This is a genomic window from Methylotuvimicrobium alcaliphilum 20Z (assembly GCF_000968535.2).
Lineage (GTDB): Bacteria > Pseudomonadota > Gammaproteobacteria > Methylococcales > Methylomonadaceae > Methylotuvimicrobium > Methylotuvimicrobium alcaliphilum.
This window is the reverse complement of sequence record NC_016112.1, coordinates 3,183,650-3,210,639: the sequence shown is the minus strand read 5'-3', so window position 1 is coordinate 3,210,639 and position 26,990 is coordinate 3,183,650. Positions and strand designations below refer to the sequence as shown.

21 protein-coding genes and 1 pseudogene are annotated in these 26,990 nt (G+C 46.6%); 12 read left to right on the top strand and 10 right to left on the bottom strand.

Annotation, left to right across the window (positions count from 1 at the left end; all coding sequences use genetic code 11):
- Positions 1-44: 44 nt before the first annotated feature.
- From MEALZ_RS13640 to MEALZ_RS13615, 5 genes are all read left to right on the top strand, one after another.
- Complete coding sequence (locus tag MEALZ_RS13640; RefSeq protein WP_046061100.1) at positions 45-1,343, top strand: transposase; 1,299 nt, start codon at positions 45-47, stop codon at positions 1,341-1,343.
- Between the two features lie 833 nt (positions 1,344-2,176).
- Positions 2,177-3,016: a PEP-CTERM sorting domain-containing protein gene (locus tag MEALZ_RS13635; protein ID WP_014149236.1), complete on the top strand. Its 840-nt coding sequence runs from the start codon at positions 2,177-2,179 to the stop codon at positions 3,014-3,016.
- A 1,147-nt stretch (positions 3,017-4,163) separates the two neighbouring features.
- Positions 4,164-5,024, top strand: a complete 861-nt coding sequence (locus tag MEALZ_RS13625) for a ThiF family adenylyltransferase (RefSeq protein ID WP_014149233.1) — start codon at positions 4,164-4,166, stop codon at positions 5,022-5,024.
- A 439-nt stretch (positions 5,025-5,463) separates the two neighbouring features.
- Positions 5,464-7,494 carry an efflux RND transporter permease subunit gene (locus MEALZ_RS13620; RefSeq protein ID WP_223842308.1) on the top strand — a complete coding sequence of 677 codons (2,031 nt, stop codon included), beginning with the start codon at positions 5,464-5,466 and terminating at the stop codon, positions 7,492-7,494.
- 74 nt (positions 7,495-7,568) lie between these two features.
- A complete protein-coding gene (locus MEALZ_RS13615) occupies positions 7,569-8,504 on the top strand; it encodes a hypothetical protein (protein WP_014149230.1) in 936 nt (311 codons plus the stop codon).
- A 391-nt stretch (positions 8,505-8,895) separates the two neighbouring features.
- Here MEALZ_RS13615 and MEALZ_RS13610 read toward each other — a convergent pair whose 3' ends face one another.
- Positions 8,896-9,630, bottom strand: coding sequence for a PEP-CTERM/exosortase system-associated acyltransferase (locus MEALZ_RS13610; RefSeq protein ID WP_014149229.1), 735 nt, complete (start codon positions 9,628-9,630; stop codon positions 8,896-8,898).
- A 1,184-nt stretch (positions 9,631-10,814) separates the two neighbouring features.
- Here MEALZ_RS13610 and MEALZ_RS13605 point away from each other — a divergent pair.
- Positions 10,815-11,534, top strand: a complete 720-nt coding sequence (locus MEALZ_RS13605; protein WP_014149228.1) for a PEP-CTERM/exosortase system-associated acyltransferase — start codon at positions 10,815-10,817, stop codon at positions 11,532-11,534.
- A gap of 27 nt (positions 11,535-11,561) precedes the next feature.
- Here MEALZ_RS13605 and MEALZ_RS22775 read toward each other — a convergent pair.
- The 5 genes and pseudogenes from MEALZ_RS22775 to msrA all read right to left on the bottom strand — a co-directional run.
- Positions 11,562-11,720 (bottom strand): annotated as a pseudogene (locus tag MEALZ_RS22775) (DUF4351 domain-containing protein); the annotation flags it as partial.
- 30 nt (positions 11,721-11,750) lie between these two features.
- Positions 11,751-11,981 carry a hypothetical protein gene (locus MEALZ_RS22770; RefSeq protein WP_162472967.1) on the bottom strand — a complete coding sequence of 77 codons (231 nt, stop codon included), beginning with the start codon at positions 11,979-11,981 and terminating at the stop codon, positions 11,751-11,753.
- Between the two features lie 149 nt (positions 11,982-12,130).
- The gene (locus MEALZ_RS13600) at positions 12,131-12,679 is read right to left on the bottom strand and encodes a response regulator transcription factor (protein ID WP_014149226.1); all 549 of its coding nucleotides are present in this window, start codon (positions 12,677-12,679) and stop codon (positions 12,131-12,133) included.
- Positions 12,657-14,075, bottom strand: a complete 1,419-nt coding sequence (locus MEALZ_RS13595) for an ATP-binding protein (RefSeq protein WP_014149225.1) — start codon at positions 14,073-14,075, stop codon at positions 12,657-12,659. The genes MEALZ_RS13600 and MEALZ_RS13595 overlap by 23 nt, the downstream gene beginning before the upstream one ends.
- A 353-nt stretch (positions 14,076-14,428) precedes the next feature.
- Positions 14,429-15,061, bottom strand: a complete 633-nt coding sequence (msrA, locus tag MEALZ_RS13590; RefSeq protein ID WP_014149224.1) for a peptide-methionine (S)-S-oxide reductase MsrA — start codon at positions 15,059-15,061, stop codon at positions 14,429-14,431.
- A 316-nt stretch (positions 15,062-15,377) separates the two neighbouring features.
- On the opposite strand from msrA, the gene hslO reads away from it, so the two are divergent.
- Both hslO and MEALZ_RS13580 read left to right on the top strand, forming a co-directional pair.
- Entirely contained in the window at positions 15,378-16,247 is an 870-nt protein-coding gene (gene hslO, locus MEALZ_RS13585; protein ID WP_014149223.1) for an Hsp33 family molecular chaperone HslO, read from the top strand.
- On the top strand, positions 16,247-17,023 hold the full coding sequence (locus tag MEALZ_RS13580; protein ID WP_014149222.1) for a hypothetical protein: 777 nt from the start codon (positions 16,247-16,249) through the stop codon (positions 17,021-17,023). The genes hslO and MEALZ_RS13580 overlap by 1 nt, the downstream gene beginning before the upstream one ends.
- A gap of 339 nt (positions 17,024-17,362) precedes the next feature.
- Here MEALZ_RS13580 and MEALZ_RS13575 read toward each other — a convergent pair whose 3' ends face one another.
- Complete coding sequence (locus MEALZ_RS13575) at positions 17,363-18,091, bottom strand: phosphoadenylyl-sulfate reductase (RefSeq protein WP_014149221.1); 729 nt, start codon at positions 18,089-18,091, stop codon at positions 17,363-17,365.
- Positions 18,092-18,117: 26 nt separating this feature from the next.
- Entirely contained in the window at positions 18,118-19,704 is a 1,587-nt protein-coding gene (gshA, locus tag MEALZ_RS13570; RefSeq protein WP_084685468.1) for a glutamate--cysteine ligase, read from the bottom strand.
- 664 nt (positions 19,705-20,368) lie between these two features.
- Between gshA and recQ the strand changes: the two genes are divergently transcribed.
- Together recQ and efpL are read left to right on the top strand one after the other, a co-directional pair.
- Complete coding sequence (recQ, locus tag MEALZ_RS13560; protein ID WP_014149219.1) at positions 20,369-22,504, top strand: DNA helicase RecQ; 2,136 nt, start codon at positions 20,369-20,371, stop codon at positions 22,502-22,504.
- 329 nt (positions 22,505-22,833) lie between these two features.
- Positions 22,834-23,400 carry an elongation factor P-like protein EfpL gene (gene efpL / locus MEALZ_RS13555; protein ID WP_014149218.1) on the top strand — a complete coding sequence of 189 codons (567 nt, stop codon included), beginning with the start codon at positions 22,834-22,836 and terminating at the stop codon, positions 23,398-23,400.
- A gap of 48 nt (positions 23,401-23,448) precedes the next feature.
- On the opposite strand, the gene MEALZ_RS13550 is transcribed toward efpL, so the two are convergent.
- Positions 23,449-23,886, bottom strand: a complete 438-nt coding sequence (locus MEALZ_RS13550) for an NUDIX domain-containing protein (RefSeq protein ID WP_014149217.1) — start codon at positions 23,884-23,886, stop codon at positions 23,449-23,451.
- Between the two features lie 405 nt (positions 23,887-24,291).
- Here MEALZ_RS13550 and MEALZ_RS13540 point away from each other — a divergent pair, with 405 nt between their 5' ends.
- Both MEALZ_RS13540 and MEALZ_RS13535 read left to right on the top strand, forming a co-directional pair.
- Positions 24,292-25,050 (top strand): endonuclease/exonuclease/phosphatase family protein, encoded by a 759-nt coding sequence (locus MEALZ_RS13540; RefSeq protein WP_014149216.1) that lies wholly within the window; start codon positions 24,292-24,294, stop codon positions 25,048-25,050.
- The gene (locus MEALZ_RS13535; RefSeq protein WP_014149215.1) at positions 25,047-25,643 is read left to right on the top strand and encodes a CDP-alcohol phosphatidyltransferase family protein; all 597 of its coding nucleotides are present in this window, start codon (positions 25,047-25,049) and stop codon (positions 25,641-25,643) included. Before MEALZ_RS13540 ends, MEALZ_RS13535 begins: the two co-directional genes overlap by 4 nt.
- A gap of 225 nt (positions 25,644-25,868) precedes the next feature.
- On the opposite strand, the gene MEALZ_RS13530 is transcribed toward MEALZ_RS13535, so the two are convergent.
- Positions 25,869-26,648, bottom strand: a complete 780-nt coding sequence (locus tag MEALZ_RS13530) for a motility protein A (RefSeq protein ID WP_014149214.1) — start codon at positions 26,646-26,648, stop codon at positions 25,869-25,871.
- Positions 26,649-26,990 lie beyond the last annotated feature (342 nt).

The window sequence follows — 26,990 nt, the reverse complement described above, 5'->3', positions numbered from 1 at the left end:
GGCCACAACATAGAGTATTTTTACCGACGAAAGTGAAAATCCCTATGAAGCAGCCACAGCTAACAGATACCCTTTTTGATGACTTTTTGCAAGAGCTTCCAGCAGATTTCCAGGAGCAGGCCTATGAATTACAGGCGTTTGCACGGGCACGGAAAATCCGATCACCGTTGCAATTATTACAGTTAGTCCTGTTGTATTGCGGACTGGACTTGTCGTTGCGCAGCTGTGCCGGCGAAGTTGCCAAGCTTCAAGGCTATTTGAGCGACACGGCGGTGACCAAGCGACTGGCGGCCTGCGTGGCGTGGATCAAGTCGTTACTGAAGCGTGTGTTCGGATTGGATAAACAGATTAACAATGGCTCCTTGAATTTCATTGTGATTGACGGTTCGACCGTGCAAGAACCCGGCGCGAAAGAAACAACGTATCGCTTGCATGTGGCGATCGACTTGATGAGCTTGACACTCCGCGAGGTCAACGTCACGACCGATAAAGTCGGCGAGAGCTTGGATCACTATCAGTTGACTGCAGGTGATGTCGCGTTGCTTGATCGAGGCTACAACCAACCGAAGTCTTTAGTCCCGGTCATTGATCGCGGCGGCCACGTCGTGCTGCGCTACAATCCACACAGCATGACCCTTTACGAACGGTGCAACGAACCGAAAGGTGTTAAAATCGATTGGGAACAGCGCATACGCGATTTGAATGGTCAGCCGGGTGCGATACCCGTTTATCTGTGCCATCAAGACAAACGTATTGAAGGCGTGGTGCATGCGATGCCGTTACCGCCGGAACAGGCGGCGCAAGCACGCCGCAAAGCGAAACAACGCGCGCGTGATAAAGGTCGCACGGCGAGCCAAAAGACCTTGATGCTGAGCGGCTGGGTGTTGATTTTTACTTCGCTCCCCGAAGCGCTGCTCGACACGAAATCAATCGCTGAGCTCTACCGGGTTCGCTGGCAAGTGGAGCTGGTCATAAAGCGGCTAAAGAGCTTGCTTGATATCGACCGGCTACGCGCCCGAAAAGACAGCAAGCTGGCGGATTTATATTTGCATGGCAAGTTACTGTTTGCTGCAGTGACTCAAAAAATAGCGCAGCGCCGATTCGGCCGGGCGGCCACCACAATGGACGGTGATCGTTCGATTACCCATTGGCGTTTATGGCGCACGATCGCCAATGAGATCAAGGCAGGACTTACGGCTTGTTTTCCAATAAATAAGCGATTTATCGATGACTGCACAAAAAGCCTCTGTGAGCGTCCGCGCAAGAGAAAGCTTCAGGGTTTGCCGGGGCGTGTTTTGGAGCTCATTATTGAAGGTCGGGGAGGTGGCGTTAGTCTTACTTAATCAAATACTTAGATTCTTAAGTTGGCGCTTATGGGGGGGGCGGTTTTGCGTTCTAAATTCTTTATGACTCAGGCTTGTTGTGTGTCAGCTATTTTTACAATGTTGTCTTGTGGTGTTGTGCCGGCTTTCAGGTTTCAAGTGCATGAACAAAACTGACTCGCTAGGATAATCAAACTTCCTTGCTGGTTTTAGATCGTGGCCTTTAAGCCGAAAGGAGCGCCAGCAACAAGCGCAGCGTTGTTGCTTTCATTGTGCGAGGATGGAGGGGCGGGGTACATGCCTTGTTCCCATCGTGGGCTTCATTCGGATAGAGTGTTTCCTTATTGTTTATACGGACTCGCATCATTTAGTAAGCTAATTTCACAAGGTCTTTTTACGATGATAAGCAACAATTAGCAGTGAGATAGGGATGAGTGCCTAATCCAGTAGTGAATGCGTTATGGTTCCTTTGATGGCAATGAATCGGTAACTCGGATTTACTATTTTCGTTGATTGTTTTGGTAGCTTAGAGGGGTGCCGGTTTTGCGTTCTAAGTTCTATGTGATTTAGGCTTTGAGTGTCAGCTATTTTTACAATGTTGTTTTGTGGTGTTGTGCAAAGGATCCAAAGCAGAGTAAGTGAAATGTATTGTCTGCAATTGCTGAGCGTGTAGATTGATTAAGGGGTGCGTTGATAAGCCATTGTTATTTAAAAATTATTTGTTTATTACGTTGGCTTTTCAGGTTTCAAATGCATGGGCAAAACTGACTTGCTGGGATAATTTGGCACGTAAAGTGCTTTATCAAATATGAGTTAAATCTAATTGCTTAAATTTTAGCGCGAAGGAGATCATCATGAGTACATTAAAAACACTGGCCGCAGCTTCTCTAATAGCAGCATCAGGAAGTGCAGCAGCTTTCACTGATTTTTATATTAATAATGGCGCCGATTACGGAGGAATTGGCACCGAAGTATGTCCTGAATGCACTGGTATAAAAGAGCATGGGGCAATATCTTACCAATCACAAACCTTGGTTGATTTACAAAACGCAAATCAGTTGACAGTAGGGGATACTATTACGACCTATGCCGGAATTTTAGCCGGTGGTGGTAATATAAACCCGCAAACTTCTGGTTTAAACCAATTTACTGCATTTATTCCTGGGCAACCAGAAAATTCAAATAATGGACTTGGAACCAATTGGTTTATGTCTTTTTATACCGATAACATGAAAGGCACAATTTCGGACCTTACCAACCCAGCTCAACCGGAAGTGACTTATACCGAAGGTACGATCAATCTTCTATACTCTACGGATGGCATTGATTGGACCAATTTTATGGACTTAATCGTTAAGAAAAGCGTATACGATACAGCCAATAACCTGAGTATTACCGGTACTGTTGATTTTAGCGATGTCGATGACTTGGTTTATAAAGATTTGTTTAATTTTGCGGATGGAACTTCTTTTTATGATATTTGGTTGGCTGGTGAAGATTTTGACATTCCGTTCCAACTTGATCAGAACTTAGGCGTACCTACAATTGATTTCTTAGATGCTGGTACCGCTAAGATAGCAGGTACTCACGGTGCTCAACTTTATTTTGATACTGTACCTGAGCCCGCTACTTTGGCTCTATTAGGTTTTGGTCTATTAGGTTTTGCTGGGGCTAGAAAACGTAGGCTAGCCTAATTTGCTTTGAACTTGGCAGAGGTAAAGATCGGATAGGTTCGATTATTTATTTTGCTAATTAGAGAAATATCCCGGGTAAAGCCGTCAACAGAGTTCTGTTGGCGGTTTTTTACGTTTATGTGGACCAAATAAATAGGAGGAATGTGTATGTTTGTAATTTTCGAACTCGTCTAAACAATTGGTGTTCAAGATTTAACATATGATCTTGTGCAAAATATCTTGTCTCTTTACTTTAAACTTTGAAGTTTTTTGGTTAATAACGATATGCATTCCGTTAAATTGTGGAATTGCAGTGGGCCTGCGTCAACAAGAGCGCTACGGGGCCAAAGTAGTTTCATTACAGGGGTGTTTGACCTCTTTTATCGTATTAGGACAAGGTCCACCCTTAATCCTGATTCACGGATTTCCCTTCGATAGCTTGCTTTGGCTTCAAAACTTAGGAGTCTTATCCTCTAAATTTAAGGTCTATGTCATTGATTTATGGGGGTTTTGGCAAGGTCGCGTAATGTAAAAAAACCTGACTATCGTCTTTATTCTGAGCAATTGCTTGCATTTATGGATTATCTTGGATTACAACGCGCTCATCTAATCGGACATTCGCTTGGGGGTGGGGCATCAAGTTTGCACAAGATCATCAAGATCGTATTGATAAGTTGGTTTTGGTTGCGAGCGCCGGTTTGCCGGTAAAGCAAACATTTACCGCCCGGTTTATGAAATGGCCGGGTGTTGGGGAATGTATGTTGAATTCCCCGGGGTTTTTTGTTCGAAAAAAATGTTGATCGATTATTTTTATATACGATAGGTATGTTTTGACTGATGCCGTGTTTGAGCGTTTGTTTTGGAGCCATCGGATAGCAGGAACGACGCGTCAGATTTTGTCTGTCATGCGTAGTGATTTTCCCAATACATTGGAGCAAGAGATTAGCTTGTGTCATTTTCAATTCCGACCCTGTTGATGTGGGGGTAGCACGACAAGAGTAGTCCTGTTGAAATAGGTCTACAATTTAAGGCAATGCTGCCGGTAGCGGAATGGCATATGCTTGATAAGTCCGGCCATCTTCCGCAATTAGAGCAGGCGGAATATTTTAATCGGGCAGTGTTAAATTTTTTGACACCGCCGCAAGATGAGGGGAAATAGGGGATAATTATGGTCGAATTCAATTATGACGAAGCTTTTTCCCGCAATATCGGTTGGGTGACGCGAGAAGAATTCAAGCTGCTAAAAAATAAAAAAGTTGCTGTCGGCGGTTTAGGCGGTGTCGGAGGGAGTCATTTGATTGTATTGGCAAGGATGGGGGTAGGCCGTTTCCACATCTCCGACTTGGATACCTTCGAGCTTGCCAATTTTAACCGCCAATACGGCGCGTCCATGAGTACTTTGGGTCAACCGAAATCGGAAGTCATGGAACGGACGATTCGAGATATCAACCCGGAGACCGAAATCGTCAATTTCAAGCAAGGCATTACGCTTGAAAATCTGGATGACTTTTTAAGGGATGTCGATATTTACGTCGATAGTTTGGATATCTTTGCGTTGGAAATCCGGCGTGCCGTATTCGCGCGTTGTTATGAGTTGGGGATTCCGACGATTACCGCCGCGCCGATGGGTATGGGGACGGCGATGCTGGTTTTCATGCCGGGGAAAATGAGTTTCGAGCAATATTTTGCACTGGATGGTTATTCGTTTGAAGAGAAAATCATGCGTTTTGTAATCGGCGTATCGCCGACTGTGATGCAAAGGAAATACCTGGTAGAGCGGACTTCAGTGAATTTTTTGAAGAAAAAAGTGCCGTCGACGCCGATGGGTATTGAGTTGGCTGCCGGCGTGGCTTGTACGAATGTATTGAAAATTCTACTAAATCGAGGCGATGTTATTTGCGCGCCTTGGGGTTTGCATTTCGATGCCTATCGTAATCAGTTGAAAAAAACTTGGCGACCCGGCGGCAATCGAAACCCGTTGCAGCGCTTGATGTTTTGGCGGCTGAAACAATTGCTTGGGGTAGAATGATGTATTGGCGTTTTCAGTTTCGACTAATCTATTGTGTATCGTTGAAATATTACGCCATGCCCAAATGAAGATTACTATTTGCGTTAAGCTGTCCAAGGCTCTGAAGTCTGTTTCCCGGCGGGTATAGGCCTTTAGTAGAAATCGGTTCGTTTTTTGAAATGTTTAGGAGAATTTGAGCATGCGCAATGACACAAGCGTATCGCGGTCGATGTTGTTTATAGTCGAGCGTCCTTGGATAACGGTAGTATTTTGTTTTGTTATCGTGCTTATTTCGGCGCTAGGGATGCCCCGCTTGACGTTCGATAACGATTACCGGTCTTTATTCGGCGAAGACAATCCTCAATTGCTGGCGTTCGATAAAATTCAGTCGACTTATAACAAAAGCGATAATGTGTTGTTTGTAATCGCGCCGTCCGGTAATGATGTTTTTACTCCGGAGGTGTTGTCGGCAATTGCGCTATTAATCGAAAAAGCATGGCAACTGCCATTTTCGAGTCGAGTCGATTCGATTACAAATTTTCAACACACGAGCATCTCGGATGGCGAGTTGGTCGTTGCTGATTTAGTGCTGGATCCCAGTGATATCAGTAGTAGCGACTTAGGCGAAATTAAAAAAATCGCGCTCAATGAACCCTTATTAGTAAACCGTTTGGTGTCTCGACAGGGGCATGTCGCGGGTGTGAATGTGACTGTTCAGTTACCCGAATTAGACCCGATGGAAGTTACCGAGGTGGCGGCGGCGGCACGTGTCATGGCCGAGGAAATTAAGTCTTTGTACCCGAAGCTTGAGATTCATTTGACCGGCATGGTAATGATGAATAATGCGTTTGTCGAGTCGACATTGGCTGATAGTCAAAAGATGACGCCGATTATGTACGGCATGATTATATTGGTATTGCTACTTTCCTTGCGCTCCTTTAGCGCAACCTTCGGTTCGATTTTGCTTATCATTTTTTCCCTATTGGCGGTTATGGGTTTTTTCGGATGGTTGCGTTGGCCGATTACACCGGTATCGGTAACGGCGCCTACCATCATCATGACAATGGCTGTGGCTGATTGTGTTCATCTCTTAGTGGCGATGCTTCAGAATATGAGGCAAGGGCAGGCTAAAAAACAAGCACTGTTAGATAGTTTGAAAATCAATTTTAAGCCCATGTTGTTAACGAGCGTCACAACTGCGATCGGGTTTTTAAGCATGAATTTTAGTGATGCGCCGCCTTTTAGGGATTTGGGTAATATTGTGGCTTGCGGGGTACTTGTTGCCTTTTTGTTAACAATGACTATCTTGCCAGCAATAATGATGATTTTGCCTGTGCGGGTAAAGCTCTGTGATGCATCAAAACAAAATTGGATGGACAAATTGGCTCTGTGGGTTATTCGGCGGCGCAAGTTTCTTTTGGTAGTCAACGGCGGGTTGGTGCTGATATTGACGTCAATGGTGACGCTGAATGAGTTGAATGACGAGTTCGTCAAGTATTTCGATGAAACAGTCGAATTTAGGCGCGCTACCGATTTTCTCGATCAGGAAATGGGCGGGTTTTATACTATCGAGATTGCTTTATCGGTCAGTGAAGAAGGTGGCTTGAATGAACCCCTTGTTTTGGAAAAAGTTGAACAATTGAGTCAATGGTTGCAGCAACAGCCCGAAGTGTTGCATGTAAATAGTATTACAGATACCTTTAAGCGTTTGAATCAGAATATGCACGACGGTAGTCAGGACGAATATAAACTGCCGGCTGCACGGGATTTGGCGGCACAATATTTGTTGATGTATGAAATGTCCTTGCCGTACGGTTTAGATTTAAATGACCAAGTTAACATTGATAAATCCGGAACTCGGATGATTGCAACATTGAAAAGCCTGAGCTCAAATGAAATGTTAGTTGTGGAATCGCGTTTGCATAATTGGTTAAAAACTAATATGCCTGATATAGATGCCGAAGTCGCTAGCCCGGTTTTAATGTTTTCTCATATTGGCAAGCGGAATATTGTCAGCATGATGGGAGGGACAGTGTTGGCATTGGTGTTGATTTCCTTCATTTTGGTTGGCGCATTTCGGTCGTTTAAATTAGGTTTGTTGAGCTTAGTGCCAAACTTAGCGCCTGCCGGTGTTGCATTTGGCGTTTGGGCTTTGATAGATGGGAATGTTGGGCTCGGTTTGTCGATTGTGACGGGAATGACGTTGGGAATTGTCGTTGATGATACTGTGCATTTCATCAGTAAATATCGTCATGCTAGGGTTGAGCGAGAGGCCTCCTGTGATGAGGCGGTGCGTTATGCTTTTTCAACGGTAGGCAGTGCTATGTGGGTCACTTCGGTGGTTTTAATTAGTGGGTTCGCTGTCTTGAGTTTTTCACATTTTACAGTGAATTCGGATATGGGTTTATTAACGGCAATTACAATAGGAATTGCTTTGTTCATGGATTTGTTATTCCTCCCGCCCATTTTAATGTGTCTGGATAGGAAGTAAATTGATCGTTGCTTTCGGTTACGAATTGTTCGTCTTACGCTGATTTACAGACAGATAAGGGAAAACTATTTTCAATGTTACATACAGCCGCTAACCCCAAGGTCTTTCAACAGATCCACATCGATGTCGTTCGTAATGCTACCGACGATTTTAATTTATTCCATGATGCGGAATATTGGCGGCGGATTCGGAATAATCCGTTTAAAGGGCCGATCGCTTTGGGGTTTCAATTGGAGTCGATGATCGAGCACGAGTTTGTGCGCTACCGGCAAGGTACTAACGAAAATGAATTGATTGACGAATACAATTTACGTTTTAGTAACTATCAATTTTCCTTCGTTAATGCGGTTAAGCCCGGGCAGGCGGTTGATATTGATATCAAGAAGCCTCAATTCAATCCGAATGGTGACGTCATTCTCAGTCATCGCGTCAGCGTGAAAGCCGACGGTCAATTGGCTTTGGTGGGCTATAAAAAAGAATCGCCCGCGCCGCTGTTTTTAAATAACCCGGAATCTGTTCAATTCGATGACTTAAATCGTTATCAGGACCGCAGTTTTTTGACGCCGAGCGGTTTTTTTCTGAAGCGTAAGTTTATGAATGTCAGTAATGCGAAAAATTTTCTGTGCGGCTCTTTGGCGGATCAACGTCTTTATTTTGATGATCTAACGGATACGGCGATTTTCCCTGAAATTTTTCCATGTAGTTTGATTTCATGCGCGCTGTTGGAGAAGGCAAAAATGGAATCATTGGATTTTGAGAACTCGCCGATGGTTTATACCACGCATAAAATCAGTATCGACCGTAAGGTATTGTCGGCTATTTCGAGTAATGATGTGCTCAATATTTTGGTTAGGCGAGTTGATGACATCGATAAATCAGCTCAATCCGCTGATGCGGAGTCTGTTCAGGCTTACGAATGTTATGGTTTGGTCGAGGGCGGGCTTATCTTATTTAGAGGTTTGATCGGACTGACATCGTTGGATAGTATCTTGAAAAGTATCGGTGTGTGAACCTTTTTAATGTTCAGGATTTATTATGGCGTGGCAGTGTTAGGCGCGCTGTCATTAAGTTAAACCGTTAAACCTAAAAAAGAGCAGTTGAGAGCCTCAAACTACCGTTCGCCCTGAGCCCTTCGGCTACGCTCAGGAGAGCCCTGTCGAAGGGTGAACGGTAGTTTGAGGCTTCACCAGGCAGGTGAAAGTGTTGTAGACCCTTCGTGCTTCGACTTGGCTCAGCACGAACGGTCTACAACACATGCCAACTGCTCTTTCTAGGTTAAAGAAATAAGTGATACTGGCTTAAGGCCTCTACTGTGCTCCCAAAAGCCTGCCATTCATGGCACTGGATTTCACCAATCCATGGCGGAATGACGAGTTTCTGTTAACTTAATGGTAGTGATTTTTAGGCGGGAATGATGCTTGTTTTGATCCATTGATACAATTCTTTCAAGTCGGGGTGCATGTGCGTTAAAGCCGATTGAGTGGTGATAAAGTAAGGGGCTCTTGTTCCATGGTAGTCGATATCTTGACCGGCTCGCTGAAACATGATGCCGGATCTGTTCATCAAGCGAGGTAGGAACGGTTCCATCATTGCGAATACGCTAGTTCGTTCGGTCGTTTCGGTGAGTACGGTGGCCGCTAAAAAGCAGGCTACGGCAATCAAGGAAAAAGTTCTTTGTTCTTGCCGAGAAAAATCTAGCGAGCTTGGCTCGCCGAATCGGGTTGAATGCTCGCCCGGACGACGTCTGAATATGGCATCGACAGCGAGTCTTGATATTTCACAGACATGTTGCCGGTCGAGGGCTAATTGTTCAATAAAGTTTTCGTCTAGGCTATTCAGGCAATGTTTTTCAAAGGGTAATGGGTCTTTTTTGCGGCTGTTGAAAGTCGGTACCAGGCGTACGCAACCGGCAGGCAACCCGCTATCTTGATGAATGATTAGGCAGTGTTTCGAGCGTTCGTCGAATTCGTCATATTCGAGTTCTTCGAAGTTCGGTTTTTCGTAATGAAATTCTTGGCAGTAAACCCGGTAACGAATTCCGTATGCCAAGTTTTTTTGTTCTTGAGTCTCCGCCAGCTCGACTGAAAAGTAGCGCTCGAAGTTATCTACTAAGGATTGTTTTGCGTTATTATCCATTTACAGTCTCCGCTTAGAGAGGGGTATTAAATAAAATTTCCTGAATAGTCATTGTATTTCCTTAAGTCAGGGAAATATCATTATTATCGGCTATTTTGAAAGGTGCGTAAGCTTAAGTTGGTTTGCAGGAGGAGTTAACGGTATTTTTGTTTTGTTTTCAATGTTAGGGCGGTTTCTAACTGTTTGCTTGTAGCGCCGATTGATCGGTTTGTATCGGCTTTATTGTTTGATCTTGCTTGATTATATACAAATATCGCTAAAGTCTAACTTTTACTTGCGTAGTGTAAAAAGTTTAGCAATTATTTTGTTTTTAAGCGGAGCTTAATCGGAGGCGGTTATTGTATATCCTAAATTAGGCTATGTGTGGATTAGAGGTTTAAGTTTTCGTTGAAAATCTTGGAAACAGGGCGATGATAGCAAAGCGAAGATTTAGCTCGTTCCCAAGCTCTATGCTTCACTGCCATTAAGTTACCTGATTAGCAAGATGCTTCAGCTTGCTGAAGCCAATTGTCCGAGCAGTGGCCAGTCGTAGCCACTTCTGTGGGACGGGTTATTTAACCCGTCCCCAACGTTTCGGTTTGCCCTAAACATTTCGGCTGACTTCGGCCAAAGTCAAAACGTTTAGGACGGGGTTGCAAACCCCGTCCTGCTAGGGATATGCTGGTTTTTGGGTTTTAGCTGAAGAAACTTGCTAATCAGGTTAAGTTAAGGGAAGCCCGTCATTCCGCCATGGACTGGCGGAATCCAGTGCCATGGATGGCAAGCTTTTGAGGCAAAGTAGATCCTGGATACAAGCATTACTTAATTCTGTTATGGCTTAACTTAATGGCAGTGAGCTCTATGCTTGGGGACGCAGTACCAGTATTTCCAGCTTCTCGAAATCGGTAAGTAATAGCTTACAGGGTTTTCAGCAGGAGTTTGGGAAACGGCCAAGGCTACGATCAGGCCGACCATATCCATGGTTAATGCTTCATTTTAATGATTCTAGAGTGTCTTATTCGGGACAGTTTACTCTTTTGTCACTGATTATAGATTTTGAAAGTTATTGATAGTTCAATATAGTTTTATTCTAGAAAATCCATTGTTTCTTGCGTTTAGGTGTAAGATTTATTCCTTCACACCAGTTTCAAGATGGTTTCAAAGATTTATTTTTTAAAGCCCGGTATCGCAGTAAGGTGTATTTTATGATGTTTGATGATTATTTTGACGTTTATCTTGCCGATAACGATGAGTCGAAGCAGATCCATTACAATATCCGTTATCAAGTTTATTGTGAAGAGATGGGGTTTGAAAAAATATCAAATGGCGGCCAATTGGAAATGGATGATTGGGATAAGCATGCCGTTCATTTTATAGTGAAGAATAAATTAACCGGTCACTTTGTCGGTGCTATGCGATTGATTCTACCGGAGCTAGGTTACTTACCGCTGGAAAAGCATTGTAGACTTAGCAATGGAGTTATCAAATCGGATTTACATAGATCGGTGGAGGTATCCCGACTGTGCGTAATTAAAGAAGTAAGGCGGCGTTCCAATGATGGCGGTCCGCCGACAGGATTGACTGAAAAACATAGCGTGCATGATGACGTTGATTACTTGTGTAATGAACGTCATTTGAACCGGAGTATTATATGGGGCATGTTCCGTGCCGCATCTTTGTATTGCGCTGAAAATCGAATTCACAACTGGTATTTTTTGACGACAAAGATGTTATATCGCTTGATCACTAAAGAAAATTTTAGAATGGATCAAATCGGCGATTCATGTGAATTAAATGGTGAGCGTTTCCCTTATAGAATTCATATGGCTGAGATATTGCAGAATCCAATATGGAATCAAGGGTTTCAATTGCACTACAAATGCTACTCGGCAAAGGATAAGGTTGTTCTCAAACAATGTGCTTGAGCCGGGTATAGTTTTCGATAAACGCAGTTACTCCAACAACGCTTCTAAACTTTCGGCCGTTAAGATTCGTTCAGCCCAGTTTTCGAGTTGTTCGGTGTCGGCGTGCTCGATTTTATTCGCTGCCCAGCTAGGGAGTTCGCCGTATTTCAAGCGGATCTGTTTACTCAACAAGCAAACGGCCTCTTTGTTCTCGCCCCTTTTCTCCCCTTCTTTTTTTCATTGTAATGTCCAATCGGTCAAGCGTTCTGCTAACATGACATTTTCCTCGGTAAGTTCTTGATATTCGGGTATGGATTTTTCTTTGAATTTTACGCGCAATAATCGGCTTAGCCAAATAGCAAAGGAGCGTCGAAACGGTTGGTAGCGTGTCGTACCGCTGAAGCGGTACTCAGGCGTTCCCACGCAGCGTGGGAACGATAATTGCAGCACTGAATAGTTACAGTCCAAACGTTATTAGCCAGTTACACTTCTACTTTGAGTCAACTGGCCGGGCTTGTCCAACAAACGGCTGGGGTTCAAAATTATTCCAACCGATTGCAAAGACTTTATGGTTTATATGATAACGAAAGAGGCGGCTTAGAGTTAAGGCGGCGCTATTATTCTCTAACGGGCCGCTTATCGAGTTTACGTTGTAAAGTTCTGCGGTGCATGTTTAATGCGCGCGCCGCAGCCGATATGTTGCCGTCATGTTGCATCAGCACTTTTTGTAGATGCTCCCATTCCAAGCGTTTGATCGATAGCGGGTTTTCATTGATGCTGACCGTGGCGTCGCCTTCGTTTTTATTCAGTGCGGCGACAATTTCATCGGCATTGGCCGGTTTCGTCAAATAATGGATCGCCCCAAGTTTGATAGCCTCGACCGCCGTGGCGATACTGGCGAAACCGGTTAGCATCACGATCCGCGTGTTATCGTCGAGCGACATTAGCTTCTTAACTAATTCCAGACCGGACTGATGACCGATGCGTAAGTCGATTACCGCGTATTCAGGCTCGAATTGTTCGGCGAGTTTGATACCGTTTTCGACGTTGTTGGCGACCAGGACCTCGTATGAGCGTTTTTCCATTGCGCTTTGTAACACCTTGCAAAAGGTTTCGTCGTCGTCGACTAAAAGTAATCGCGGTTTATCCGGTTCCTGTGATGTCATTTGCTTCCTCCAAAGCGAGTAAAGGCAGGGTAATTTCCACACAAGCCCCGCCGGATTCTAAATTAGTGAATTCTATTTTACCGCCTAGTCGGCGAATGGTGCTACACGTTAAAAAAAGCCCCACGCCTAGGCCGGACTTATTGCTAATGACCGGTTGTTTACCGATCAGTTCCAAAATTTCCGAACGCACGCCGGGGCCGAAGTCGCGAATCTTTATGTGGGCTTGTTCCAAGTCCCAGGAGGCATGAAATTCGATGCCGAGGTCGTCTTGAGTCGCTTCGGCGGCATTATTCAAAATGTTGATCAACGAATGAGTCAATGTACGTTCGGCAATGATGCCGGCATTCGTCGGTACTACAGGATTGATAAACAAATTGAGTTTGGTTTCGGGTCTGTGCGTGCGCCATTGGCTGATTACTTCATCGATATACTCGATCAACGGCATAATTTTACCGGATTCTGCCCGCATTTCACCCGCGCTGGCCGACATGACCGATAATGCTTGTTTGCAACGGTTGATTTGTTGAGCCATGATTTGGGCTTTTTCATGTAGATCGGGATACCGGTGATCGGGGTATTCGTTTTCCAATTCATGGGCGACGATCGCAATAGTTGCCAGCGGTGTGCTGATGTCGTGAGCGGCACTTGCCGCTAGTGTGCCAAGCGAGACAACCCGTTCATCCCGTAAGGCATTTTCACGCGCTTCGGCGAGCGATCGTTCCTGAGCTCTAAGTGTTTTCGCCAGTTCCACAACAAAAAAAGCGACTAAGCCTGCGCTGAATACAAAACCGAACCACATGCCGAAGATATGCAGATTGAAATAATGCTTATCGCCTATTTCGTGCATTTGGCGCAGCATTTCGAAATGATCCATGTCCGAATGCGGCGAGTCGGCAGTCATTTTTTCGATCATCATCAATTCGGGTGTTGTGGTAGGTATATGAGGTTCTATGGCCGGCAAGGGTATGTTGTAGGTGATTAAAACCGTATAAGTCGATGTGGTCAAAATCACCATATACCATGCATAAGACGGAGGCAGCATGATCGCAGTAATGATCAACGGCAACAAAAACACCCAGATAATCGGGTTGGAGGCGCCGCCCGTCATATAGAGGAGTGCTGCAATACTCAAGACGTCGATGACCAAATGAGAAAAAATTTCTAGTTCGGTTACCGGGTCGTCGGTTTTTAAACGCATCCAAGTATAGAGATTGACCGATGCAATCGAAAGCACGACCAGCCAAAGCTGTTCTTGCGGTAGAACGATGTTTAGTCCGTGCACGGATATTAGGATGAGTACCGATTGACTGGCTATCATCAGGTTTCTCAAGATGAAGAGCCATTTCAGGTTTTGTTTTGTCGATAACTCGGTTTTAGGCAGTAAGTCTGAAAACATGAAATACTTTAATTGGTTAAGTTAATTTTCTGGGGGTAAATTGAGAAGGAATTCCCTTGTTCCAACCGCTCCAGCGGTACGAGACGCTAGAGCTGCATTCCCACGCTGGAGCGGTGGGAACGATAGGTATTAGCGGCTATTAATCGATAGCATATTAGGCTGCGACAATATGTCACATTTTTATTTGCATTTCATATTGCTAGTATATATCTAACTTTTGAGGTTTTACTTTAAATCTCAAAGCTGAAAGTTGCGTTATATATCCTTCCTAAATATCTTCTTGAGCGGTTTTTTTAAACCGCTTTTTTTTGCCTGCCGAAAAGCGATTGTAGCTCGTTGGCTGCTATTCCATGCTAATCGTAGCTAACCCCTAAGCCGCCCAATCCGCAATAACCGCCCGGGTTTTTGGCCAGGTATTGTTGATGATAGTCCTCGGCATAATAAAAAATGTCGGCCGGTAATATTTCGGTACTAATCGGGTCGTGGCCGTTGTTTGATAATCGCTGTTGATAGTATTTTTGCGACCGGCATGCGGCTTCTTCCTGTTCCGTTGAGTAAAAATAAATACCCGAGCGATATTGTGTTCCGATATCGTTACCTTGACGCATGCCTTGAGTCGGATTATGAGATTCCCAAAATAGTTTCAATAGGTGCTCATAAGTTATGAGTTTTGGATCGAAGACCACTCGAACGACTTCGCTGTGACCGGTGTGGCCGGTGCAGACTTCCTCGTAGCTTGGGTTAGGGGTATAGCCGCCGCTATAGCCGACCGCAGTACTGTAAACTCCATGACATTGCCAGAATTTTCGTTCGGCTCCCCAAAAGCAGCCCATGCCGAATAGTGCAAGAGCTAAGTGATCGGGAAAAGGCGGAACGATCGTGTGCCCGGTGACAAAATGATTCGGAGTCACGTTAATGGGAGTTTCTCGGCCGGGTAGGGCTTGTGACGGGGGGGCCATGACGGTTTTTTTATGGCTAAAGATCATTACGAATACCGGTGGTTCAGTGGCTGTTTAAATGAGATTAAGTATAAAAGCTATGTTCGCGTTAATAGTTGAAGTGAATACTACACCAATCTCGAAGTAATTATTCACACCCCTTATCGTTCCCCAATGCTCCAGCGTGGGAATGCCGCCCGAGACGCTCTAGCGTCTCGTACCGCTGGAGCGGTACTCAGGCATTCCCATGCAGAGCATGGGAACGATAATTGCCGGGGGACTGAATAGTTACACTATTACCGCATACATAGCCTAAGTAAAACTATGCCTTATAATAACCTTTATTTAATGAAATGATTAAAACATGAAAGAACAAGATCAATTACGTCGTTTTATATTCGAAGACCTGGGTGTTAGAGGCGAGTGGGTTAAGCTAAATGAAAGCTGGCGTCAATCGATAGCACACCAGCAGGCTTCGCCGTTTATTATGGAGCAGTTGGGTCAAGCGTTGGCCGCCGTAACTATGTTGTCCGCCATTGTAAAATTTAAAGGCTCGATGATTTTGCAGGCTCAAGGAACCGGTGTTATCAGAACGTTGGTGGCTCAATCCTCGGATGAAAGAAATATTCGCGGTTTGGTTCGCTGTAACGAGGATGTCGATAGCGCTTCGTTCGAGCAAATGTATGGACAAGGACAATTAATATTAACGATCGAGAGTGAAAATAGTTCGCCCTATCAAGGGGTGGTTCCATTAGCGGGACGAAATCTCGGTGAAGCGTTGGAGACTTATTTCAGTCAATCCGAACAATTAAATACTCGAGTTTGGTTGGTTGCGGATCAACATCAAGCAGCAGGTTTATTGTTGCAGGAATTGCCGAGTCGGAAGGGTGACAAGGAAGACTGGGCGCGTATCGAAATGTTGGCTCAAACGGTGACTGATCGCGAATTATTGGAACTGGATTGCGAGCCGCTCTTATATCGATTGTTTAACCAGGAAAAAGTCAGAGTACTCGACTCCGAATCGGTCGAGTTTCGTTGCGCTTGTTCACGAAACAAAATCGAAAACACATTGCGTTCCCTGGGAAGGGAAGAACTCGAGGATATTTTGCAGACTCGAGGCGATATAGAAGTCAATTGCGAATTCTGTGGACAAAATTATTCATTCGACCGTATAGATGTCGAAGGTTTGTTTGCCGACATCGCAGTGACTAACGCAACAGATACGAGGCATTGATGATGAGTAATAAAACGTTCAAATTATGGTTCAGCCGGATACTTGTGCTGATTTTGTGCTTTACTTTAACCGGATGTATGTACTGGTGGCGGGCGTTTCAAACTTACCGTCAATTGGATCAATTCGATCGGAATTTTGCGGTGGCGAATACCGATGATTTTACCTTGCAATTCAAAAATCCAATCATGTATAGCGACGACTTCGTCTCGCTATCGGGTTTGCGGCCGAGTTATTCTGATCCGTTAGGAGAGGGAAGGCGTTGGAGTTATTGGTTTCATAAAGTCGACAGGAATCAAAAACCGATACTTCCTGAAGTCAAATTCTTTTTCAATCTCGACTTCAACAAGGAGAATCGTCTGATTGCGTGGACGTTTTCAGAGTTGTTTTTGCGTATTGCTCCGGCGGAATTTTTAGAAGTTTCCTTGAGATCGCTGGCCGGTGCCGAAATAAATGAAGGCGATAAACAAATGCGGGCGAGTGCCGACCATATCGAAAAAATTGCCGCATCGTTACCGAAAAAAGAATCGGTCATTGCAGAGCTTGGCGAACCACTGGAAATCATCGACGAGAGCGATGAACAAGAAATCTATCTTTATCATTTTTTACTCGAGACGATGGGCATAAAAAAAGGTTATGAAGATCGTGCCTTGAGCGTCGTGAAATTGACTTTCGATAAAAAAACGGACGAATTAATCAGAATGGCCGGCCGTTTTGCCGGGGTTAAGCTTTCAATCAAATACCGGAAGTATTTAGAAGAAACTCAAGCGTCATTGTAATTATACCTTTCGTACTTCAAAATTCGGCAGGTGACTAAGGAGGCACCGGGGGGCTCGACAAAGGCTTTGCCAGCATGGGGCTGGCATAGAGCCTACATGGACGTATTCACGGTGTCCTTTGACGGGCACCCCGGCGCCGAATTTTGATCTGCGATGAGTATAAAGGTTTGGACGCAAATAACTTTCCTATTTTAGGAGGGGCCGGTTACTCGCTTGGCTGGTGTCGGCGGCAGGGCAGATTTTTGCTCCTGCAAAAATCTGCATTCATGCCATCGATGGCAATCAGTCGCCGCCGCCAAGTCTACACGGGCGTATTCAAGGGACGCGCTGAACCCAGTGTTATTCTTGCCGGTCCAAGTTCGCGGCGTGCAAGCCGCATTCTTTCTTCGTGGCATCTTCCCACCACCAGCGTCCGGCGCGTTCGTGTTGATTCGGCAGTACCGGTCTTGTGCAGGGTTCGCAGCCGATGCTGATGAAGCCTTTTTCGTGCAGTTCGTTGTAGGGGACTTGATAGGCTTCGATATGATCCCAAACCTGCGCAGAGCTCCAGTTAGCCAACGGATTGAATTTGATCAATTGATGTTCGGGTGTTGAAAAAGCCGTGTCGATTTGTATTTCGGGCAGGTCTTGGCGCGTACCGACGCTTTGATCCTTGCGCTGGCCGGTGATCCAAGCATCGAGACCCGCGAGTTTGCGTTTTAGTGAGTCTACTTTGCGGATGCCGCAGCATTCTTGATGACCGTCGCGATAAAAGCTGAACAAGCCCTTGGTCTTAACCATCTCGTCCAAGATGGCATGATCCGGCGTCAACAATTCGATTGGAATACCGTAATGTTCGCGCACTTTTTCAATGAAGCGATAAGTCTCGGGATGCAGGCGCCCGGTATCCAGGCTGAAGACTTGAATGTCGGGGCGTATTTTGACGGCCATGTCGATCAAAACCACATCTTCGGCGCCGCTGAACGAAATCGCGATATTATCGAATTGTTCCAGCGCGGCCTTAAGAATTTTTCGGGGTTTTTGTCCCTGCAGTTCGGCCTGCAGGGCGGCAATATCGAATGAGGTCATGATAGATTTTTTGGGTTAAATTCCGGTTAGTGTTGTGAAAAATAATGTGCTAAAAACTCGTCGAAAGATAAGTCGTCGCTTTGTTCCTTTTCGAGCTGTTTGGCGATAGACTCTTTTGCCATTTCCTGGAAGGCACGGGTATTTTGCTCATCCAGCTTTTGGCTGCGAAAGTTTTTGGCATGTTCGACCGAGGTTTTCAGTGCGTAGGTTGCAAACGGCATTTGTGTTTCGCCCATGCCGCGTAAAATTCTTGCGGACGGCGTCAAGTCCGGGTTTTCGATGGCTTTTCTTTGGGCTGCTAAGGCAGCGCTATAAGGTTTTTCGGAATTGTCATCGTCCAAAAGCGTGCAAACCGGTTCCATGTCGGCGAGGATTTCTTCGGCCCAATCTTTAAGCGAAATTCTTTGGTCGAGTTTATCGAGTACGAGGCCGGGTTGACGGCCGAGATGGGCAACTGCAAGCTGATTGGCATTATTGAGAATGAACTGTCGCGAATCGTTGGGCGGGCTGTCTTGCAGTAGACAAGTCAGCATGAAGGCTTCGATGAAATGCGCGGTTTCATCTTGTATGCCAAGGGGGCTAAACAAGTCCAGATCCAACGATCGTAATTCGATATAGCGAACCCCACGGCGTTTGAGCGCTAGAGTCGGCTTTTCGCAGGAGTTAGCGATTTGCTTGGGTCTGACGGTACTGTAAAATTCGTTTTCGATTTGTAAAATGTTGCTGTTTAACTGCCGGTATTCGCCGTCGACCTTGACGCCTATTTTTTCATAGTCCGGGTAGGGCGTGTTGATGGCTTGGCTTAGGCTGTCGACATAACCGGTCAACGAGTTGTAGTCGATTTGCAGCGAAGCCTGATTTTTGCTCTTATAGCCGATGTCGCTCATTCTGAGCGAAGTGGCGTAAGGGTGGTATAAGGTATGGCGGTCGAACTCGTCGAATTGTGCCATCATGTGCGGGCGGCTTTTGAAAAACTTTTTACATATCGCTGGCGACGCGCCGAACAGATACAAGACCAGCCAGCCCTGGCGGTGCAGGTTTCTGATCATGCCGAAATAGCCGTCCGCGATATATTGATCGAGGCTCGACGATGATTTTTCCAAGTCGCGTAGTTTGCTCCACAAAACTTCCGGCACCGAATAGTTAAAATGAATACCGGCAATGGCCTGCATGGTCCGGCCGTAGCGGTACCAAAGTCCTCGGCGGTAAATGTGTTTCATGCGGCCGATATTGGAGCTGCCGTATTCGGCGATCGGTACGCTTTCGTCGCCGTCGATGCCGCACGGCATGCTCGCGGCCAACAGGATTTCGCCGTCGAGATGATCGTAAACGAATTGATGAATCGTGTTTAAATAATTCAGCGTTTCTTTGATATCCTTAAACGGCGGCGTGATGAACTCGAGCAAGGCTTCGGAATAGTCCGTCGTAATATACGGATGCGTGAGAGCCGATCCTAAAAATGACGGATGAGGCGTGTGCGCGATGACGCCGTTCTTGGCGATTCTGAGGCTTTCTTTTTCAATGCCTTTGAGGCCGTTTTTTAATAAATTTTCAAAGCCGTTGTCGACTAATAAATTAAAACGCGCCGGTAAACGATGGTGCAATTGAGTCATAGTAGGGGCGTTTATCGCCCGTGAGTCCGAAGAAAATCGGACCATTATAAAGGTTTAACAGAATTGAATAAATATTATCGTGGACAGGGTAGTTACTCCCAATTTGTGGACCAAAAAGGGTGTTGGGTGTGCTTGGCGAGGATGTCGGCAGCGGGACAGATTTTTGCTCCTCGGCAATTGCTCCTGCATTACCCTAATACACGCCATCCGTGGCGTAATGCAAAATCTGCATTCACGCCATCCTTGGCGCTTAGCTGCCGTCAAGCCCCCATGGATGGGTTTACCCAGCACCTAAATTCCATAGTTCATTGGCTATGGTTAACTATTTTGGGTAATTTAGGTGCTGGGTTTACGGCGTTCCTCGACAGGCATACCCCACACCCTAACTATCATGAAGACCTCGTCATTGTCCCGGCAAATGAACGTTCGAGGCGTGGGGAGGGGGCGGTCACTCGCCCGACAGGACGCCGTAAATACGTCCATGTAGGCTCGACGGCGGCTTTCCCTGCCGCCGACGCCTGTCAGTCGAGCAACCGCCCCCTCTCCGGAACCGGCATTGTGTTATCTATCGAAAAATCAGATAAAGAGTCCAAATCTGCGAACTTTCACAGTAAGATTGGCGAAACTGCGCAAACTGGGAATTGCTGTGGACAGGGGGTGTTGCATGCCGGGTAAGCCGCTCGATGTGCTGAATACGGTTTTCGGCTACGACCGTTTCAGGGGTCAGCAACAGGACGTGATCGATGAGTTGTTGGCCGGACGCGATGCATTGGTATTGATGCCGACCGGCGGCGGTAAGTCGTTGTGTTATCAGATTCCGTCATTATTGCGGCCGGGCGTCGGTATTGTGATTTCGCCGCTGATCGCGTTGATGCAAGATCAAGTCAGCGCATTGCATCAATTGGGTGTCAATGCGGCCTTTTTGAATTCGACTCTGACCGGCGAAGAGGCGCGTTCTATCGAAAACAGGCTGCGCGACGATCAATTGGATTTGCTTTATATTGCGCCGGAGCGCTTGAATTCGGCGCGCACGCTGTCGTTATTGGATAATCTGAATATCGCGCTGTTCGCGATCGATGAGGCGCATTGCGTGTCGCAATGGGGACACGATTTCCGCGCCGACTATCTGCAATTGTCGATGTTGCATGAGCGATATCCGAGTATTCCGCGTATTGCGTTGACCGCGACCGCCGACGAACGAACCCGTCAGGAAATCATCAGCCGGCTTGCACTCGACCAAGCGAAGCTGTTTGTCAGCAGTTTCGATCGACCGAATATTCGTTATCGTATCGTACAAAAACAAAATGCCCGGCAGCAATTGCTGCAGTTTATCCAAAGCGAACATTTTGGCGATGCCGGCATCGTTTATTGCTTGTCGCGCAAGAAAGTCGAATCGACGGCCGAATGGCTGCAGAGTAAAGGCATCCGAGCGTTGCCTTATCATGCCGGGATGGATAACGCGGCGAGGCAACAACATCAGCACCGGTTCTTGATGGAAGAGGGCCTGGTTATCGTGGCGACGATCGCCTTCGGCATGGGCATCGATAAACCCAATGTGCGTTTTGTCGCGCATCTTGATTTACCGAAAAGTATCGAAGCTTATTATCAGGAAACCGGACGCGCCGGGCGCGACGGTCTGCCGGCCGATGCATGGATGGCGTACGGTCTGCAAGATGTGATCACGCTGCAGCAAATGTTGGCCAATTCCAATGCCGACGAAAGCCATAAACGCCTCGAATATCATAAACTCGATGCCATGTTGGCGCTTTGCGAAGAAGTCGGCTGCCGCCGTAGAGCATTGTTGAGCTATTTCGGCGATCGATTGGCTGACGATTGCGGTAATTGCGATACCTGTTTGGAACCGGTCAAGACTTGGGACGGCACGGTTGCCGCTCAGCAAGCCTTATCTTGCATTTATCGTACCGGCCAGCGTTTCGGTGTCAATTATTTGATCGATGTATTGCGCGGCAAGGAGACCGAGCGGCTCAAGCATTTCGGCCACGACCGGCAATCGACCTTCGGCATCGGTAAGGACATCGACGAAAAACAATGGCGTTCGGTGTTTCGGCAATTGGTCGCCAAAGGTTTGGTGACGGTCGATATTGAAGGCTATGGCTCGTTGCGCCTGGATGAATCTTGTCGCACGGTACTGCGCGGCGAGCAGCAATTGATGCTACGCCGAGATCTGTCAACCGAATCCGGCAAGCGTTCGAAAGGCGCGGTTCGGCAATTTCAAAAAGAGCAGGATACCTTGCTCTGGAACGCGCTACGCACCAAACGCCGCGAACTTGCCGATGAGCAAGACATTCCGCCGTATCAGATTTTTCATGATGCCACTTTAATGGAGATGGTTGAAAGCAGGCCGATGAATCATCAGCAATTTCGTTCAATTTCGGGGGTTGGCGAACGTAAATTGGAGCTGTACGGCGACGATTTTCTAGCCGTGATTCAAGAGTTCGGAGCAGTTTCGGAAGCCTTGGTTTCTTTGTCGGATTCGGTCTTGGAGACCGTCGATCTGTTCCGGCTGGGCTATGACGCTGAAAAAATTGCCAATCAACGCGGCTTGACCATGGATACGATTTATAATCATTTGGCTCAGGCCCTGGAGCAAGGCATAGTCGAATTGGCCGAGGCGGTCGCTTTGTCCGAAGCTGAAATCCATGCGATTCAGGATGCCATATTAGGCATGCCGGATGAGCAAAGAAATGCTTTGAAGCCGATTTTCGAAGCATTTAATGGGCAATATAGTTATGGCGTGTTGCGTTGCGTTCGAGCGGCAATGCAATTGGACGATGAGTGATTTGTGGCGAATAGTGAGCTTCAGAAGATTGTCAAATCGATCGATTGCCAGTTTAATATGCTCTCTTATTAGTAACTATTCAGCGCATGCGGTAGGTTGGTGTCAGGCATTGATTTCTAAGGACGCGTGAACCCAGCACCTAAATAATCCAAAATTGTTTATCATAGCAAATGGATTATGGTATTTAGGTGCTGGGTGAATACATCCCTGTAAGCTCTGACTGCAACGTCCTGTTGCAGACAGCCTTATAAATCAATGCCTGACACCTTCTCATATATGACTTATGCTGAATAGTTACTCTTATTATTAATAATTGTTAGGAGCAATGCGTGGCAAAGGCCAGTGATTTTAAGCGTGGAATGGTTGTCGAGATTAACGGTGTACCGCATATCATTAAGCAAATCGAGGTCAGAAGTCCGTCCTCGCGTGGCGCGACGACTTTGTATAAAGTCCGGTTCAATAATCTCAAAACCGGTCAAAAACTCGATGAAACCCTGAAAGGAGACGATTTTTTCAAGGATGCGGATTGCGTTCGCGTGAAAGTTCAGTTTTCTTATATGGATGGCGAAAACTACGTATTCATGAATATGGAGGACTATAGTCAATACTCGGTCGGCGCGGACGATTTGGAAGAACAGAAAGGCTATTTGACCGAAGGTCTCGAGGATATCGTTGCGTTGTTGTTCGACGATACCGTGCTGGGTATCGAGCTACCAAGCTCTGTGGCGTTGGAGATCGTCGAGACTGCACCGGAAATCAAAGGCGCTACGGCAACCGGCAGAACCAAGCCGGCGCGATTGACGACCGGTTTGGAAGTGCAGGTTCCGGAATATCTCAAGACCGGCGAAATAGTCAAGATCAATACCGTTACCGGAAAATTTATGTCCAGGGCTTGATGGGTCCGCTAGGTGGGCGTTTTGCGTGCATGGGCAAACGAGGCGGAGTCAGATGCGAAGCGGGGCAGGATTGCCGGTTTCGAGATAGCGTTTATAGTCGGCTAACACTTGCGCATGATCGAAAGCCAATTCTGCCGGTAGCGTGTCGAAGGTGAAGATATCGAGGTTTTTCGCGTCGTCATCGGCTTTCGGCGTGCCTGATGCCTCGGCGATATAGACCGCAGTGACGGTATGATTGCGAGGGTCGCGTTGCGGGTTCGAATAAATGCCAAGCAGAGCGGTCAGACGAACATCAAGACCGGTTTCCTCGCGGGCTTCACGGATGGCGGCATGTTCAACGGTTTCGCCGATATCGACAAAGCCGCCCGGGATGGCCCAGCCGAACGGCGGATTGGCGCGTTCGATCAGAACGAAAGGGCGCCCCGGACGGTCAATTAATTGGATTAAGGCATCGGCGGCCAATAGAGGGGTAATCGGTTTCGGCATAATGGGTTCTCACAAAAGTCTAAAGCTCGCGATCTACGCTACCTGAATTTTTCTCAATAATCGAGTCTAAGGCCAGTGTACTCAGCAATTCCCAATTTGGAGATCAAAAAGGGTGTGGGGTATGCTTGGCGAGGATGTCGGCAGCAGGGGCAGATTTTTGCTCCTCGGCAATTGCTCCTGCATTGCCCTACTACACGCCATCCTTGGCGTAATGCAAAATCTGCATTCACACCATCCTTGGCGCTTAGCTGCCGCCAAGCCCCCATGGATGGGTTTACGGCGTTCCTCGACAGGCATACCCCACACCCTAAAATCGGCGAAACTGCTCAAACTGGGAATTGCTGCCAGTGTACTACTCCTTTTTTATATCGCCTGCATATCCGTAATCGCCCTTATTGAATCCTTATGAGCTTAAAAGACAATCACTTGCGGGTTTTGACATATAACATTCACAAAGGCTTTAATGTCGGTAATCGGCGCTTCGTTTTGCATCAAATTCGCGAGGCTTTAATTGCCGCCGATGCCGATATATTGTTTTTGCAGGAAATGCAGGGCGAGCATGTGCACCGCGAAAAGAACATTCCTGAGTGGCCCGATCGTACGCATTTCGAATTCATCGCCGAAGGTGTTTGGCCTTATTACGCTTACGGCAAAAATGCGATCTACAGTGCCGGTCATCATGGCAATGCCATTTTGAGCAAATATCCTTTTGAGAGCCACGAAAATATCAATGTGTCTCCGTTTCCGTGGGCTAGCCGAAGTTTGTTGCATGGCGTAGTTCGATTGAAAGCGGATGTTCAACCGTTGCATATCGTTTGCATTCATTTCGGGCTAACCGGTAAGGAGCGTCGCCTGCAAGTCGCCAAACTTTGCGAAAGGATCGATGAGCATGTTCCGCATGATGCACCGTTGATCGTGGCAGGGGATTTCAACGATTGGTTGGGGCAGGCCGAGCGTTATTTTTACGAGCACTTGGAACTGAGGGAGGTGTTCAGAACCACGCATGGCCGTTATGCCCGAACTTTTCCGGCTTGGTTGCCTATCTTGCCGATGGATAGAATCTACTTTCGAGGTTTAATGCCGGTGTTTTGCGAGCGTTTGGCTCATGCGCCTTGGCATGTATTATCCGATCATTCGCCGCTGGCAGCTACATTCGAAATATGATGCAACCACTCGATCCTAATGAGACTTCTAAATGGACTTTGCCGAATCTATTGACCGGCTTTCGTTTTGTTGCCGCGCCTTTTTTATTGTGGATGGCCTGGAACGGATATGCAGTGGCCTTCATGATTTTATTGGCGGTCGCTTTCTTGACCGATCTTTTGGATGGTTGGACGGCTCGTTTAACCGGACAGGTTTCAGAATTCGGCGCGGTACTCGACAGCTGGGCCGATGTGATTACCTATTTGACGATCGCGTTGAGTTGTTGGTGGTTGTGGCCCGAAATCGTTGCGCGCGAATGGTTTTATGTCGTCTTGATTGTCGCCAGTTGCTTGTTGCCGTCGGCGGCAGGGCTCTTGAAATTCGGCCGGTTTACCAGTTATCACACCTGGGGCGTTAAATTAGCCGCCGCTTCAATGGGGGGAGGTTTATATTTGATGTTTCTAGGTGGGCCTGTGTGGCCGTTTCGCGTTGCGGCGGTTATTTGTATAGTTGCGGCATTCGAAGAGATCGCCATCACCGTTTTGTTGAAAAGTCCTCGCTCTGATGTTCGCTCGCTTTGGCATGTGGTTCGGAAGGTGAAAGGTGAAAGGTGAAAGGTGAAAGGTGAAAGGTGAAAGGTGAAAGGTGAAAGGTGAAAGGTGAAAGGTGAAAGGTGAAAGGTGAAAGGTGAAAGGTCAAAGGTGAAAGGTGAAAGGTGAAAGCTGAAAGGTGAAACGTGAAAGGTGAAAGGTGAAAGGTGAAAGGTGAAAGGTGAAAGGCAGCTCGAGATGAACGTTTGGGGGTGCTGTTCCAAGTTGTTTTTGGCGCTAGTCTTGAATTTATCGATGGGTTCTTAGGGCCGGGTGCAGGAAAGACTCGAGCTTTTGCCGGACGATGCGGGGGTTCTCGCTTTCCTGTACCGCTAAGATTCCTTCAATAATCATTTCACGGATAAACATTTCTTCTTTATCTTTTTGTTTGAGTTTATTGCCCATTGGGCTGAATACTAAATTGCCTAATAAAGAACCGTAGAGCGTCGTTAAAAAAGCTACCGCGATCGAAGGGCCTAATTGCGAAGGATCGGATAAATTGCCCATAACGCCGATTAGACCGACGACGGTTCCTATCATGCCCATGGCCGGGGCCACGCCGGCCATTGTCGACATCATTGCAATACCTGTTTGATGGCGCTGTGAAGTCATTTCATTATCGTTTTCCATGACGCGTCGGACTTCATCCGGTGCGATGCCGTCGACAACCAACATCAACGCATTCCGGATAAACGGGTCCTTGATCTTTAGCATATCCTCTTCCAATGCCAGCAAGCCCCCTCGGCGAGCTCGGTCGGCTAATTTAACGAATAAATTAATTTGCGCATGCGGATTGGGCTTTTCCATTCTGAAGCTTTGCCAAATATATTTGGGCAACATAGCGAAGGTTTTTAGCGGGTAAGCCATCATTGTCGCACCCAGCGTACCGCCGGCGACTAAAATGATCGACGGTCCGTTGATTAAGGAAAAAGGGTTTCCGTGGTCCAGCAATACAGCGACGGCAATCGCGCATAAGGCGACAAATGGGCCGAAGATGGTTGCAAAATCCATGTAGACAGGTTGTTTCACAGGGTCTCTATTTATTAGTTTTATGGCTAAGATTGCATGGCATGATGCAAATATCTGCAAACTTCATGGTTCCAGAAAATTATTTGTCACAAAATCCTTCGTAAAAAGCAGATGTGCCCGTTCAGAGTTCAAATGCGCGTTTATACCCTTTGCTAGTCAAATTTCGGCGTCTGGGGTGCCCGTCAAAGGACGCCGTGAATACGTCCATGTAGGCTCTATGACAGCATCCATGCTGCCAAAGCCTTTGCCGAACACCCCGACGCCTCCATACGCTAATGCCGAAATTTGAAGTGCGATAGGTATACATGCAGGATGGTATTCATGGTTTTGAACGTTTCGAGG